The sequence below is a fragment of the Chryseosolibacter indicum genome, assembly GCF_018598585.1.
Taxonomy (GTDB): Bacteria; Bacteroidota; Bacteroidia; order Cytophagales; family Cyclobacteriaceae; genus Chryseosolibacter; species Chryseosolibacter indicus.
Genome location: NZ_JAHESD010000011.1, coordinates 44,642 through 59,802, shown reverse-complemented (window position 1 = coordinate 59,802; position 15,161 = coordinate 44,642). Strand labels below are relative to the sequence as shown.

General features: G+C 38.8%; 8 protein-coding genes and 2 tRNA genes. 5 read left to right on the top strand and 5 right to left on the bottom strand.

Going from position 1 to position 15,161, the window contains the following annotated elements:
• Positions 1-33: 33 nt before the first annotated feature.
• On the top strand, positions 34-1,842 hold the full coding sequence (locus KK060_RS07280) for an outer membrane protein assembly factor BamB family protein (protein ID WP_254153040.1): 1,809 nt from the start codon (positions 34-36) through the stop codon (positions 1,840-1,842).
• A 372-nt stretch (positions 1,843-2,214) separates the two neighbouring features.
• On the opposite strand, the gene KK060_RS07275 is transcribed toward KK060_RS07280, so the two are convergent.
• The 4 genes from KK060_RS07275 to mutS all read right to left on the bottom strand — a co-directional run bounded on the left by KK060_RS07275 (position 2,215) and on the right by mutS (position 6,327).
• Positions 2,215-2,300: transfer RNA gene (locus KK060_RS07275), tRNA-Leu, on the bottom strand.
• A gap of 54 nt (positions 2,301-2,354) precedes the next feature.
• Positions 2,355-2,427: transfer RNA gene (locus tag KK060_RS07270), tRNA-Gly, on the bottom strand.
• 112 nt (positions 2,428-2,539) lie between these two features.
• Positions 2,540-3,481, bottom strand: a complete 942-nt coding sequence (locus tag KK060_RS07265) for an acyl-CoA desaturase (RefSeq protein ID WP_254153039.1) — start codon at positions 3,479-3,481, stop codon at positions 2,540-2,542.
• A gap of 233 nt (positions 3,482-3,714) precedes the next feature.
• Entirely contained in the window at positions 3,715-6,327 is a 2,613-nt protein-coding gene (gene mutS / locus KK060_RS07260; protein WP_254153038.1) for a DNA mismatch repair protein MutS, read from the bottom strand.
• A gap of 177 nt (positions 6,328-6,504) precedes the next feature.
• Here mutS and KK060_RS07255 point away from each other — a divergent pair, with 177 nt between their 5' ends.
• Complete coding sequence (locus tag KK060_RS07255; protein ID WP_254153037.1) at positions 6,505-7,041, top strand: RNA methyltransferase; 537 nt, start codon at positions 6,505-6,507, stop codon at positions 7,039-7,041.
• 56 nt (positions 7,042-7,097) lie between these two features.
• On the opposite strand, the gene KK060_RS07250 is transcribed toward KK060_RS07255, so the two are convergent.
• On the bottom strand, positions 7,098-9,491 hold the full coding sequence (locus KK060_RS07250) for an ABC transporter permease (protein WP_254153036.1): 2,394 nt from the start codon (positions 9,489-9,491) through the stop codon (positions 7,098-7,100).
• 252 nt (positions 9,492-9,743) lie between these two features.
• On the opposite strand from KK060_RS07250, the gene KK060_RS07245 reads away from it, so the two are divergent.
• From KK060_RS07245 to KK060_RS07235, 3 genes are all read left to right on the top strand, one after another.
• A complete protein-coding gene (locus tag KK060_RS07245) occupies positions 9,744-10,910 on the top strand; it encodes an AIR synthase related protein (RefSeq protein WP_254153035.1) in 1,167 nt (388 codons plus the stop codon).
• A gap of 96 nt (positions 10,911-11,006) precedes the next feature.
• The gene (locus tag KK060_RS07240; protein ID WP_254153034.1) at positions 11,007-12,800 is read left to right on the top strand and encodes a M1 family metallopeptidase; all 1,794 of its coding nucleotides are present in this window, start codon (positions 11,007-11,009) and stop codon (positions 12,798-12,800) included.
• A gap of 293 nt (positions 12,801-13,093) precedes the next feature.
• A complete protein-coding gene (locus tag KK060_RS07235) occupies positions 13,094-15,157 on the top strand; it encodes a TonB-dependent receptor (protein WP_254153033.1) in 2,064 nt (687 codons plus the stop codon).
• Positions 15,158-15,161: the final 4 nt, after the last annotated feature.

Genomic DNA, 15,161 nt, shown 5'->3' with positions numbered 1-15,161 from the left:
TTTACAGTAATAAATTTAAATACAAACCTCACTATGAAAAGGACTCTCTTGTCATTGTCACTCTTGTTTGTTCTGTTAATCAGAGCGCAAGCACAAGATGTTGAACCAAAATGGAAACTCGATCTTGAAAGCAAAACTGATTGGATGAAAATCCTTCCAACAGGAAATCTCTTAATCTCAACAAATAACGCACTGCTTTCCATAGATCCCACTTCGCAGCAGAAGTTGTGGGAAATGAAGGGAATCAATCAGGTAACCAAGGAAAGTTTTATAGAAATTGAAGGAACACCCTTCGCTATTTATGAAAGCAGTAACCCACTTAAAAGCTTAAAGACGCAAACAAACATTATCGATTACACCTCAGGTCGTATCATTTATAATACGCTTGAAGCCAATGTTACAGTAAGAGAAAAGAGTCCGCTTCTCGATCTTGGAGCGCTCCTTCTTGAACTTAAACAAGATAAGAAAGTATTTCTTGCGTTAATTGATATTGAATCAGGTAAAGAGCGTTGGCGTTTCGATTTACCTGACAGGAAAACCGGCGTCGGCTTGGGTGCTTTGAAACAAACTGTCAAATCAGCTTTGGATGCTTCACCTGTTAGCGATAAGGATGGTAACATATTGTTTCCTGACGATAAAATTTTGAAAAGACTTGATGGCCAAACCGGAAAACTACTTTGGGAAAATGAAAATGAAAAGGGGATAGGTCGCCTCAATTTCTCTGACGATGGTAGCGTAGTTTATCTAGGGTCCGGAAGAAAAATTAAGGCTTTGACACTCGCGGATGGAAAGGAACTATGGAAAGACCCTTTCAAAATCTCAGGAGAATTTCAAATGTTCATCCCTAGCAAAGACAATCAGATGTACGTTGTTACATCAACTGATATAACTGTAATTGATAACACTACAGGTAAGGCGGTTTGGAAAAAGCCAGTTGTATTTGCCAATACCTTTAAAACACTAAAGTTTACTGCTGACGGTATTTTAGTTTTCAGTAGTGATGAGAAGACTTCTGCATTTGATTATATCAGTTTTTCAGGAGCGGAGCTCTGGAAAAGACCATATAAAACAGATATGCCTGTTGTAAGTTTTGAATTAACCCCAAAAGGTATACTGTTCGCAAATGCGGAGGAGGCAAACATGGTAGATCTTAAAACGGGGGATGATACGATCTGGAAAAAGAGAATTAAACTTAAGGCTTCTCCTGTAACCTATATTGATGATAAAATCGCACTTATTTACTCTGACGAAAAGCTTTATCGGGTAGATATGACATCTTTAAATTATCAACTTGTTGCACAAGACATCAAGTTTAAAGGTAGTGACGAAGACGTACAAAATATTGAATTGTTAAGCAATGGTTATCTCCTGAGCTCAGCGCAGAACATGTGGTTAATCACACCTGAAGGCAAGGTAGCTTATTCAGTATATTACAAGCCTGCATCGCTTGGTACAGGAGCTAAAATATTGGGTACTGTAGGAAAAGTATATGCTACAGCATCGAATCTTGAGGCAACACAAGATCCTAACAAACCAAACACAGTTAATATACAGCGCTCAAAAAGAGGCGATGAAATTGTAGGCGGAATTAATGAAATAATAGCAAACAGAAAGAAGACCTTTGCAACTCAGGATGCGACGTATATAATGACAAGAGTTGAAGAAGGCAATACAAAACGTATTGGAATGGTTAAAGTCGATAAAGCAACAGGCGCTGAAAAAGGTAAAATTGTATTAAAATCTTTAGACCCTCTTTATGAAATAGATCAGGTAACAGGTCAGCTTTTCGTTGTAATAAACGGTACAGCTAAGGGATCAGAATTAGCATCCTTTGGACTATAATCCAAACTATTTTAACCGTATTGAAGTCCTGCTTAATCCTGGCAGGACTTTTTTCTTTTTTATAGATATAGACTCGATTACCGAGACTTCAAACGCTTCCTTACAGGTGAAATTAATGACGCTTCTTCTGAGAAACTGGGAAAATTAAAGTTGATTCGCGCGGCTGTTACTACCTACCCACTTTTAATCAGTGTGTTAGCCAATTAAAAGCATAGACGCACAGTCTGGACTTAGCTTTATTGTGCTCTCCTGCTGCATATGTAGGGGCAGGAATGTTTGAGACGTCGTTATCAGGATGGTCGTAGTGTTAGAGTAACGCTCTGTAGATAGGGATTTCAGGCAGTGAATACAGAATAATAAACAGGATAAAAGTACCTCGGGCGGGACTTGAACCCGCACAGCTATTACTAGCCACAGGATTTTAAGTCCTGCGTGTCTACCAATTCCACCACCAAGGCGTGGTTTATTAAAACCTCTTAAAATAACAATCCCCTCCGTCAGAGGGGCTGTTGAGCGGGAAACGAGACTCGAACTCGCGACCCTCACCTTGGCAAGGTGATGCTCTACCAACTGAGCTACTCCCGCTTATTTCCTTTCCTTATATCTGTAAAGGGACTGCAAATTTAGTGAGCGTTTCTAAAAATGCAAGAATCTGCTACTTTTTTAAAAAATTAATAGCAGATTCTTTTATCAAATTCTAAGCAACCTCTTTCAAAGGCTGTTGCTGCAGCGCTTCTTTCTTCAATTGCTGTGCATGCTGCTTGTTTTTAGAATACTTAATGTGCTTTGGAACACCTTTAAGATCCCAGATAAGCCCAACAGCTGCTAAACCTTTTAGAATATAATAGGTGATATCAATCTCCCACCAGAAAAATCCTTGGCGTGAGGATACTTCATAATAGTGGTGGTTGTTATGCCATCCTTCACCCAGCGTAAGCAAGGCAAGCCAGATGCTGTTTTTCGACTCATCATCCGATTCGTAACGCTGAAAGCCGAATTTATGCATGATTGAATTTATAGAGAATGTTCCGTGATACAGGATAACAGTACTCAAAAAGAAACCAATAAATAAGGTAGACAAGCCATGATGTGTAAACATCAGCGATACGCTCCCACCATTAACATAAGCGCCAAGAGCTGTAACAGCTATAGCCAAGACAATAGCCGGAACAGCATGAAATTTATTTAACCAAACAAGCTCAGGGTATTTAGCATAGTCGCCTATTGTCTTGTAATCTGTTTCCTTAAAATCAGGACCAACAATCCACCCGATATGCGAGTACCAAAAGCCGTAGATCTTCATAGAGTGAGGATCGGCTGGTGTATCGCTATGGCGATGGTGATGGCGATGATGTGCAGCCCACCATAAAGCACCTTTCTGTGCCGATGTTTGAGCCATAAATGCAATGATAAACTGAAACCAGCGTGAGGTCTTATACGACTTGTGTGAAAAATAACGGTGATAACCACCTGTTACCCAAAACATGCGGAAAACATACAGGACCCCACATACGATCCAATCAAACATTGTTGCACCTGTCCAAATAGCTGCAAAAGGAATCAGGTGAACGACAGCAAACGCAATCTCTTGCTTCAGGATTGGCTTGTTTCTTACTTCAGGACTTAAACTTTGACTCATGGTCTCTAACGAACAGCAGAGTGATACAATAAGGTTCGCAAGCACCTGCTGAAATTAATGCATGCGAATCAAAAAAATTTTTTACAAAGGTCGTGTGTAATGTTTAAAATTCATTGCGCGGGTTAAATAAATATCTTCAAATATTGAAAACACAGAGAAACACTTGTTAGGCAAGTATCAAATAAGTTGAAGTACTTACGCAAGAATACTTATTATTCTAAAGAAAGGCTGTTTTATTTTCTCTTTAAGACGGTTAATACTTCGTTCAATTTTAGAAGTGCTTCTACCGGGCTTATGGTATTAATGTCAATTTTCACTAGCATCTCTTCCATCTCTCTTAACCGGGGGTCGCTCTCAAACAAACTCATTTGAGGTATTGGTTTGGGTATATCCTGAACTTTTTTCTTTTCGTTCTTATGCCTGTCTTTTTCTAGAAAATGAAGAATTTCGTTAGCCCTGAAAACTACTTTATTCGGCATACCTGCTAGCTGTGCTACGTGAATGCCAAAGCTGTGTTCACTGCCTCCTTCTTTAAGTTTGCGCATGAAGATGATCTTATCGCCAACTTCTTTTACCGATACATTAAAGTTCTTAACTCTTACAAGATCTTCTTGGAGTTGATTAAGCTCGTGATAATGAGTAGCAAATAAAGTTTTTGGTTTACAATCTTTATGGCTGTGGTTATGAAGATATTCAACTATAGCCCAGGCGATAGAAACTCCATCATAAGTACTTGTACCTCTTCCGATCTCATCCATTAAAATAAGACTTCGATTGCTGAGATTGTTAAGGATGCTCGCTGTCTCGGTCATTTCAACCATAAAAGTTGATTCTCCCCGTGAAAGATTATCGGAGGCTCCTACTCTCGTAAAAATCTTGTCTACTATACCGATACTAGCACTTGTGGCAGGAACAAAACATCCTATCTGAGCAAGAAGTACGATTAAGGCAGTCTGCCTGAGCAATGCTGACTTTCCCGCCATGTTAGGTCCGGTAATTATTAATATTTGTTGCTTCTCGCTATCAAGAAATATATCGTTAGGAACATACGTTTCACCAACAGGCAATTGCTTTTCAATAACGGGGTGTCGACCTGATTTAATGTCTATAATTAAAGACTCATTAATATCTGGCCTTACATACCGATTGTTCTTAGCCACAGTAGAAAAAGAAAGCAGGCAATCTATTTGTGCTAATACACGTGCATTCTGCTGTATTTGAGGAACAAATTCTGCGGCATGATGAACAAGCGCATTAAAAATACGCTGTTCTATCACAACAAGTTTTTCCTCTGCATGAAGAATCTTTTCTTCATACACCTTCAGCTCTTCAGTAATAAAACGTTCAGCATTTGCCAGCGTCTGTTTCCGGATCCAATCCGAAGGTACTTTGTCCTTATTTGCATTACTTACTTCTAAGTAGTAACCGAAAACTTTGTTATACGAAATCTTTAAAGATGAAATTCCGGTTCGTTCAACCTCCCGCTTCTGAATTTGCAGGAGATAATCTTTTCCTGAAAAGGCAATTTTTTGAAGTTCATCTAACTCTGCATCTACGCCCTCTTTGATTAATCCACCCTGGTTGCTTAAAATGGAAACATCTTCTCTTAACTCTTTCTCAATTTTTTCTGTCAGGAATTCACAAAGATGGAGTTGATCAGCTAACTTCTTTAATTCGTTGGATGAATGCTGAATAAGTTGTTGGCGTATGGGAGCGATGCACTTCAGAGATTTTTTAAGCTGAAGCATTTCTCTTGGGTTGATGCGGTTAACAGCAACTTTTGAAATTAATCGTTCAAGGTCGGCGATTTGCCTTAATTGTTCAAGAAGCTTTTCCGAAAGCGTGTTGTCTTTGTGAAACTCATCAACAACTTTAAGACGTTCTTCAATCGCAATCTTATCCTTTAGGGGGAGGATCATCCATTTTCGAAGTTGACGAGATCCCATGGGTGTAGCCGTCTGATCAAGAATATCAATCAGCGGTACACCACCCTCGTGTTGTGCGTAAACAATTTCAAGATTGCGTATAGTAAACTTATCAAGCCAAACGTATTTGTCCTCATCTATACGAGAAATATATGCGATATGAGAAGTATCCCTGTGTTCAGTATCTTCCAGGTAATGGAGAATAGCTCCGGCAGCAATAATAGCTTCTCCCATTTCGTCAATACCAAAACCTTTTAGAGAAGCGGTTTTGAACTGATTGATAAGTTTTTCATAAGCATAATCAAACCCATATACCCACTCTTCAAGAGCAAAAGTATTATACTCATCGCCTAAAAGTTTTTCAAGTTTATCACGTGACTGCTTGCTGAAAATAATTTCAGAAGGAGCAAAGCCCTGAATAAGCTTGAGCACGTAACTTTCATTGCCTTGCGCAGCATAAAACTCGCCAGTAGATACATCGAGAAAAGACACACCAAGCATCTCTTTTCCTGAAAAAACAGAAGCCAGGAAGTTGTTTTGCTTTCGGTCGAGAACATTGTCATTATAAGAGAGGCCCGGCGTAACAAGCTCAGTAACTCCTCTTTTAACAATACCTTTTACAAAACGGGGATCTTCAAGTTGATCGCAGATAGCTACCCGATGGCCTGCCTTAACCAGCTTTGGCAGGTATGTGTCAAGAGAGTGATGTGGAAAGCCCGCAAGTTCCGTTTCTGAACTAGACCCCGCACCCCTTTTTGTAAGTACAATATCAAGTACTTTACTGGCAGCAATAGCGTCCTGCCCGAAAGTCTCATAAAAATCGCCAACCCTAAAAAGAAGTAATGCCCCTGGATACTTTGCCTTTATAGCATTGTATTGCTTCATGAGCGGGGTTTCAGTAGTGGTTTTCGCCTCAGCCATAAAAACAAAGATAGAAAACTACTGCGGGATGTTTTTTCCCAAAGATTTTTTTTCTTGAAAGCTCTTTAACCTCCTCTTATTCCTTCAATATGCCCATTTTACTTTCGCGCCGAGGTATAAATTACAAATCAGGCAAGAAATACAGCACAATTGAGTTGTCACAATTAATTTGCGGGTATGAAAAAACTAAAACTTGAGGAACTTGGGAGAATTACCGTTGATGAATTTAAGGAATCAGTTAAACTTCCAATTACCATTGTTCTTGATAACGTAAGAAGCCTTCATAATGTAGGCTCGGCTTTTAGAACAGCTGATGCTTTTAAGGTAGAAAAGATTTATTTAACAGGAATAACAGGGACGCCTCCTCATCGGGAAATAGAGAAAACTGCATTAGGAGCAACCCAATCGGTTGACTGGGAATATGCAGAAAGCACAGCCTTTGTGCTGGAACACCTCAGAAAGAATAATTATAAGATAGTTATCATAGAACAGACAACGCACAGCATTTCTTTAAATAACCTGAATGCTAATATTGATGAGAAGTATTGTCTGGTTTTTGGTAACGAAGTTCATGGAGTGAGTGATGAGGCGGTCTCTTTAGGAGATATGGCTTTAGAAATTCCTCAATATGGCACTAAGCACTCTCTGAACATATCAGTATGCCTCGGTATTGTTACATGGGAGTTTTTTAAAAAACTTAGGGATTTAAGATGAATTTATCTTAAAAATAAAGAATGGCCTTTACATCTCCCCAAGGCCATCTTTAACTATTACTCATTTCTAAGTGTTTCGGTTGGATTGACAGTCGCAGCTTTAATAGATTGATAGGCTATTGAAAGCCACGCTATAATTCCTATGATCATTCCTGCAATCAAATATATTAACGGATTTATCTCAGTTTTATAGGTAAAGTTCTCCAACCATTTCTGCACCGCATACCATGCTAGTGGTATAACAACTAAAAACCCTATGAGCACAAGCTTAGAAAAGTCTCGTGAAAGTAACACAACGATATTTGATACGCTCGCTCCTAATACCTTTCTTATTCCGATTTCTTTTTTTCGTTGTTCAGTCATAAAGGAGGTTAGACCTAAAAGTCCTAAACAGGCAATAAGAATAGCCAGAATAGTAAATGAAGTTAAAAGTATACCGGTATTTTGGTCGGCTCTATACTGCCTTTCAATTGTTTCATCTAAAAACTCATATGTGAAAGGATAATCAGGTTGAAATTGCCTCCATACTCTTTCAACAGTTTTTAAATTGTCGCTAAGATTTCCTGTCCCCATTCTTACCGAAATGCACCACGTATTTCCAGGATCAATTCGCAATACAAGTGGCTCTATCGCTCTATGTAGAGATCTATAATGGAAATCTTTAACAACTCCCACTATTCTCCCAACGGGATGACCGTCCTTCGCTCTGATTGGGTGACCGATTGGTTTTTCTATCATCAGGTCTCTGACAGCAGCCTCGTTAACCAAATAAGCTTCCAGTGAATCAGTTGCAAATTCTTTAGATAAATTTCTTCCTTCTATCAGCTCTAACCCATAAGTATTTAAATAATCATAATCTATTATAAGGGTATTCATTGGCCTCTCGGGAATATTTGTCCCAGGAAAATCATATCGCCATGTTGAATTTTCCATACCTGGAGTACCATTTGAAACCGATACAGATTTAATATTATTATGGGAAATTAAAGTTTCTTTAAATACATCAACCTTAGGCCACAGCGCAGCGGGTGGGTTCATATAAATTATGTTTTCTTTATTAAAGCCGAGATTTGTATTTTGAATAAAGCGCATTTGCAGGGATACCACGAGGGTCCCGATTAATAGAAAGGTTGCTACGCCAAACTGCATTACGGTTAATACTTTTCTGAGTCCTGCATTTCCTGCAACTCCTGTCTGGCCTTTTAAAACTTTAGCTGGTGTAAAGGAACTTAAATAAAAAGCAGGGTAACTTCCAGCAATTAAACCAGTTAATGTTCCAGCAGCAACAATCACCCAAAGGATGCTGTTCTTTCCGAAATAGACTACATTTAGTTGCTGACCTATTAAAGAGTTGAAAAGGGGAACTAGAAACTCAAGGAGAATAATACATAAAACCATGGAAATAAGAACGAGAACCAACGTTTCTCCTAGAAACTGTTTAATCAATTGATATCTAATTGCTCCCATCACTTTTCTTAGTCCTACTTCTTTTGAACGTTTGATCGCTCGGGCAGTTGAAAGATTCATAAAGTTGAAGCATGCAATAAGCAAAATCATAATAGCAATTGCAGAAAAAATAAAAATGGTGTTCATGTCTCCATTTGCGCTATCTCCTCTAATACCTTTTGTAAAATGTATTTCATTTAATGGCTGAAGCCAGTCGCCTAATGCTTCAGCATCAAATTCTTCTTTTCTTGCTTCTGTAAATTTTTTATCAATTCTTTTCGCAAGATCGCTTATGTCTTTTGCATTAGGTATATAGAAGTAAGTTGAATAATTCCACGCATCCAGGCTACTTAGAAATTGATGCGCTGGAATTTTATAACGATCCTCAACAATTTTAGCAACGCTTTCAAAGGGTACCACGTACGAGAACTTAAGGTGTGAGTTTGCAGGGACATCTTCAAATACGCCGGTTACCTCCAAGTCATAGGCATTATCATACCTTATTATCTTTCCTAAGGCACTGCCCGCAAAATGTTTTTCGGCTATAGATTTAGAAATCACAATAGTAAATGGTCTCGATAGTGCACTTTCTGCTTTACCCTCAATTAATTTAAAGCTGAAAATTTTGAAGAACTCAGGATCAGCAAGCACCAAACTTTTAGCATCAATTACATTCTCATTATGCTTAAGCAATGGTCGCTCATCCATTGTACTGAACCTTGTAAAGGACTCAACCTCTCTAAAGTTTTCCTTAACGAGCGGGCCAAATCCGGCAGGTGCAAATGTCTGCATCCGCACTAGACCATCTCTTTCACCTCTGGGAATATAACGATAGATCTTGTCCTTGTTGTTATGGAAGTTTTCATAACTTAATTCGAACCGGATATAAAGCGTAACGAGTAGGCAGCTTGCAAGCCCTATTGCAAGTCCTATTACATTAATAGAGGTATAACCGAGGTTCTTCGAAAGATTCCTGACAGCAATGAGAAGGTAATTCTTAAACATAAAGTTGTTTCTTGAAGAAGACCTAAAAAAGCTAAATTGGTTGCATGTTCCAAGTATCCCACCTGTTTTTAAGACTTTATTTCTGGGAAAGTGGTTTTGTTAATTGAGCTTTTTAAAATAAAACTCTCCATTAGCATCTTAAATCTTATAGTCCAGATTGTCAATAGCGTTGATCTAACCATATTGACTCAAGAAATACATTGAAAAGGAAAAAATTTTGCACATTTGCAGATCGACTAATCGACCACTACATTGTCTGACCGTTATAATCAACGAGGCGTATCCGCTTCTAAAGAAGATGTTCATCAAGCCATCAGCAAGCTTGATAAGGGATTGTTTCCAAAAGCATTTTGTAAGATTGTTCCTGATTACCTGGCTAATGACCCCACATATTGTACCGTAATGCATGCCGATGGTGCTGGAACAAAGTCGTCATTAGCCTACATGTATTGGAAAGAAACCGGTGATCTTTCCGTATGGAGGGGAATAGCACAGGACGCGATTATCATGAATATCGATGACCTTCTCTGTGTAGGGGCGACTGAAAATATATTGTTGTCATCTACAATTGGGCGAAATAAGAACCTTATACCGGGTGAAGTGATCGCGGCAATTATTAACGGCACAGAAGAAGTCCTTGAAATGCTGAGAAAGCATGGATTAAACATTATTAGCACTGGAGGTGAAACGGCTGACTTAGGTGATTTAGTGCGGACTATTGTTGTTGATAGTACGGTGGTGAGCAGAATGAAACGCACTGACGTAATTGATAATAGTCGCATTAAGGCCAACGATGTTATTATAGGTTTCTCATCCTATGGAAAGGCTACCTATGAAAACGAATATAACGGAGGGATGGGAAGTAATGGTCTCACATCTGCACGTCATGACGTCTTTGATCATTCTTACGCAACCGTTTATCCAGACTCCTACGATCAGCAAGTACCTTCTAACCTGGTTTATAGCGGAAATTATAAGTTAACAGACGTAAACCCTGAGATTGGTGTTACTATAGGTAAACTAGTGCTTTCTCCTACTAGAACATATGCGCCTGTAATGGTTGAAGTTTTTAAACAACATAGATCACACATTCATGGTATGGTGCATTGCAGTGGAGGCGCTCAAACCAAAGTGCTCCATTTTATAGACCAATTACATATCATTAAAGATAATCTTTTCACCGTCCCGCCGCTTTTTAAGATAATTCACGAGCAGAGCAGAACGGATTGGAAAGAGATGTATAAGGTGTTTAACATGGGTCATCGTCTTGAAATTTATACTGAGGAGAAGCACGCAAGTAATATTATCAACATTGCAAAACAATTCGGTATTGAAGCTCAGGTAATAGGTAGAGTTGAAGCTGCTTCTCAAAAACAAGTTACAATTAAAGGAGAGTACGGTACATTTATTTATAATTAAGTATAGAGCTTATTCATAACATATTAGAATATGCATTTAAGATTCCTTGCCATCATCATTATTTTTTTGGTTGCAGGTTGTTCTACTAATAAAACTATGGAGCAAAAAACATTTAAGCCTACAGACCCACACTCATTTTCTCAACCACAAGAGGCACGGGTAAAGCACTTAAAATGGACCTCGACAATAGATTTTTCTACCAAAATTATAACAGCTGTTGCTTCGTGGACAATAGAGTCAATTGAAGATGCCGATGTTATCATTTTCGACATTAAAGATATCAAAATAGCAAAGGTAACGCTGGATGATGATCAACCTACGGAGTTTAAAATTGCTGAACGAGATTCAATACTAGGAGAAGCTTTGGCTGTGATGATCAAGCCATATACTAAAACAATTAACATTAGCTATACTACTAGTCCCGGAGCAGAAGCATTGCAATGGCTCTCGCCAGAGCAAACTGCTGGAAAAAAATTTCCATTTCTATTTACACAGTCGCAGGCTATTTTGGCAAGAAGTTGGGTTCCATGCCAGGATTCACCCAGCGTACGTTTCACGTATGAGGCAGATGTTACAGTGCCGAAAGATCTTCTCGCTTTAATGAGTGCCTCTAACCCTCAACAGAAAAACGAAACAGGCGTTTATCATTTTGAAATGAAACAGCCTGTTCCTTCGTATCTTCTCGCACTTTCTGTTGGCGATCTCCAATTTCAGGCAATTAGTAACAGAAGCGGAATTTATGCGGAGCCATCCATGCTACAGAAATCGGTATGGGAGTTTGCAGATCTTGAAAAGATGATCTCAGGTGCTGAGGAATTGTATGGTCCTTATCAATGGGATAGATACGATGTTCTGGTTCTTCCTCCCAGTTTTCCATTTGGTGGAATGGAAAATCCTCGATTAACATTTGCTACGCCTACAGTTATTGCAGGAGATAGATCGCTAACATCACTTATAGCACATGAACTTGCGCATAGCTGGTCTGGGAACCTTGTTACCAACGCTACCTGGAACGACTTCTGGTTGAATGAAGGTTTCACTGTTTATTTTGAAACGCGTATCATGGAGAAATTATACGGAAAAGACCATGCAGAAATGCTGGCCTCCCTTAATCTGCAGGACCTCCATAACGAAATAAAAGATTTGAATGAAGCAGGGCTGCATGCGGATACTAAACTTAAGCTTGATCTGGACGACAGAAATCCTGATGATGGCGTGACAGAAGTAGCTTATGTTAAGGGATACTTTTTCCTTAGGTCAATTGAAGAAAAATACGGTAAAGACAAGTTCGATACCTTCTTAAAGGACTATTTTTATGATAACGGTTTTAAGTCAATGAATACAGAAGGTTTCATGACTTACATTAAAGAATATTATCAGAAGAAATTTAATATAGCATTCGATGATCAACTCTTTCAGTCCTGGATTTTTTCTGAAGGAGTGCCGGAAAATTGTCCAAGACCAAGTTCAGATCGTTTCAAGAAGGTTGATGTAGTCATAGCGGGATGGAATGCAGAACAAAACCTGGATAAGAGTAAGGCAGGTGATTGGACTACGCAGGAATGGTTGCATTTTTTAAAAAATCTTCCTGATACTTTATCACAACAACAGATGCAATCAATAGATAATTTTGGTAAATTTACCCAGTCCGGCAATGCTGAAATTATAAGTGCATGGAGCGTCATCGCTATCCGGAACAATTATCAGAGAATGGATCCTGTTATTGAAGCATTTCTTATCAACACCGGAAGAAGAAAATTCCTTGGTCCCATTTATAATGAGTTGATCAAAACCGAGCAGGGCAAACAAAAAGCGAAAGTTATCTATTCAAAAGCAAGATCAAACTATCACTTTGTTGCTACAAACACTTTCGACAAGCTGTTGAATTAATAAAGATATATTTTTGGAGAGGACAACTAGCCACCATTTGTTAGGTGGCTTTTTGTTTTTAAGACCTGTGCAATAACAAATTGTAACATATGCTTTGCAACCACAAGCTCGCTTTACGAGTCTATATCGTACCAATCGAAGTGACTTCAATGTTTAGCAAACGTAAAATCTTACTAATCTTAGGTATAGCAGTTGCAATTATGATTGCTGTATCAAGTGGCATTTTTAGTATAAGATTATAAAAATCTTTAAACCTCCTTATTGGCCAAATTTTTTTCACATAGTATTGTACCATGAGAAACATTTACGGCCTTCTTCTGTTTATTTGTTTTACAACAACGGCCTATACACAGGAAATTTCAAAGGATACTACATTGCAGGAAGTAGTAATTCAAGCCTATGCAACTGAAAGGCCATTGAAAGATGTAGCAGCATCTGTTGGCTACCTTCCTATGCAAGACTTACAACGCTTCAATAATACCTCAATCGTTCCTGTAATTAATACTGTAGCTGGTGTACGGATGGAGGAAAGATCCCCGGGTAGTTACAGGTTTTCAATTAGAGGAAGTTCTCTCAGGTCTCCTTTCGGAGTTCGTAATGTTAAGGTTTATTGGAATGGTCTTCCCTTTACTGACGCCGGCGGGAATACATATCTTAACCTAATTGATTTGGCTTCAGTTGGAAACATTGAAATAATAAAAGGTCCGGGAGGAAGCTTGTATGGAGCAGGTACTGGTGGCGTCATTCTATTTAATAGACCTATAATAAGGAACGATCAGGTCAGCGTATCTGCATTAGCAGGTAGCTATGGTTTGCAGCGATACAGTGTTTCGGGACAGTTTCGCAATGAAAGCATTTCAGGACGTGCGCAGTTTACCCATCAACAGTCAGATGGTTATCGCGAACAGTCGGGTTTAAGAAGAAATACTTTTAATACTGATTTGAGTTTTCGAATCGATAAAAATAACATTTTGTCAGCTACAATTCTTTACAGTGATCTCTTTTATGAGACACCAGGAGGGCTAACGCTGGCACAGTTTAATGCTAACCCAAAACAGGCCAGGCCCGCAGCTGGTCCTTCTCGAGGAGCAGTTGAGCAAAATGCCTCTGTTAATAACAAAACTTTTTTTGGCAGCCTTTCTCATGCTGCAACATTTAACGAAAGATTTTCATTGAACACCGGCGCGTATACTTTAATAACAGACTTTGGAAACTTTGCAATTGGAAATTATGAGGCACGAAAAGAGAAAAACTTTGGCGTGCGTACGGAAGCAAAGTATAAAGTTGAGACTGGTGCTTTTAATTTTAACATTACCGGCGGAGGAGAATTACAACTATCCAGCTCTCCAATAAAAGTGTATCAAAATAATTTCGGCGTTCGTGGAGATATAACATCGGACTCAGATTTATCGTCGCGTATTGGACTGGTATTTGGCCAGGCTGAGTTTTCATACCTAGAAAAAATTTATCTCACACTTGGGGCAAGTGCTAATTTTGTTGGCGTTGAATATAATTCATTACTTCCAGTAGTAGTAAACGATACAAGAAATTTTTCAGCAGAGTTTACTCCTCGTATTGCGGTCCTTGGTAAAGTAAATGAGAGTGTATCCTTATATGCTAGCATGAGTAGGGGATTTTCTCCTCCTACCATAGCAGAGCTTTTTCCTTCCAGGCAAATTTTCGACCGCAGTCTTGACCCTGAAGAAGGAACGAACATTGAGGCAGGAGTTAAAGGAAACTTGTTCAATGAAAAGTTATATTATGAATTTACTGCTTACAACTTTAAATTGGATGAGACGATTGTAATAAGAAGAGATGCTTCTTTGCCTGGAGAACCAGAATACTTCGTTAATGCAGGTAGAACGCAACAAAGAGGTTTAGAGACAACACTTAATTGGACGTTGCTTCAAAGTAAAACTTCATTCATCTCAAATTTAAAACTAAGAAGCAGTTATTCTTACAATCACTACCGATTTAAGGACTACGTCAGCAATACTTCCGATTTAACAGGAAACAAGCTCACCGGTGTTCCTCCTACCATGTTTTTTGCTGGCCTTGATGTTGTAATTCGTAACAAAGTTTATGGCAATTTTTCCTTCAATTATGTAGATCACATCCCTTTAAATGATGACAATTCCATTTTTGCGAGACCCTATAAAATAGGTGCAGCGCGAATAGGATACAGGTCAAGTATCGGTAAGAACGGCATTGATATATACACCGGTATTGATAATGCTTTCGATGAAAAGTATAGTCTAGGTAATGACTTAAATGCTTTTGGCGGACGATATTTCAACGCCGCAGCCACCCGTAACTTCTATCTCGGAGTAAAATTTGATCTTTCTTTTGAAAAGTAATAAC

What these genes read in the sequence shown, in the direction of transcription:
- KK060_RS07280 (WP_254153040.1), top strand. Translation starts at nt 34, where the DNA reads ATGAAAAGGACTCTCTTGTCATTGTCACTCTTGTTTGTTCTGTTAATC.
- KK060_RS07265 (WP_254153039.1), bottom strand. Translation starts at nt 3,481, where the DNA reads ATGAGTCAAAGTTTAAGTCCTGAAGTAAGAAACAAGCCAATCCTGAAG.
- mutS (WP_254153038.1), bottom strand. Translation starts at nt 6,327, where the DNA reads ATGGCTGAGGCGAAAACCACTACTGAAACCCCGCTCATGAAGCAATAC.
- KK060_RS07255 (WP_254153037.1), top strand. Translation starts at nt 6,505, where the DNA reads ATGAAAAAACTAAAACTTGAGGAACTTGGGAGAATTACCGTTGATGAA.
- KK060_RS07250 (WP_254153036.1), bottom strand. Translation starts at nt 9,491, where the DNA reads ATGTTTAAGAATTACCTTCTCATTGCTGTCAGGAATCTTTCGAAGAAC.
- KK060_RS07240 (WP_254153034.1), top strand. Translation starts at nt 11,007, where the DNA reads ATGGAGCAAAAAACATTTAAGCCTACAGACCCACACTCATTTTCTCAA.
- KK060_RS07235 (WP_254153033.1), top strand. Translation starts at nt 13,094, where the DNA reads ATGAGAAACATTTACGGCCTTCTTCTGTTTATTTGTTTTACAACAACG.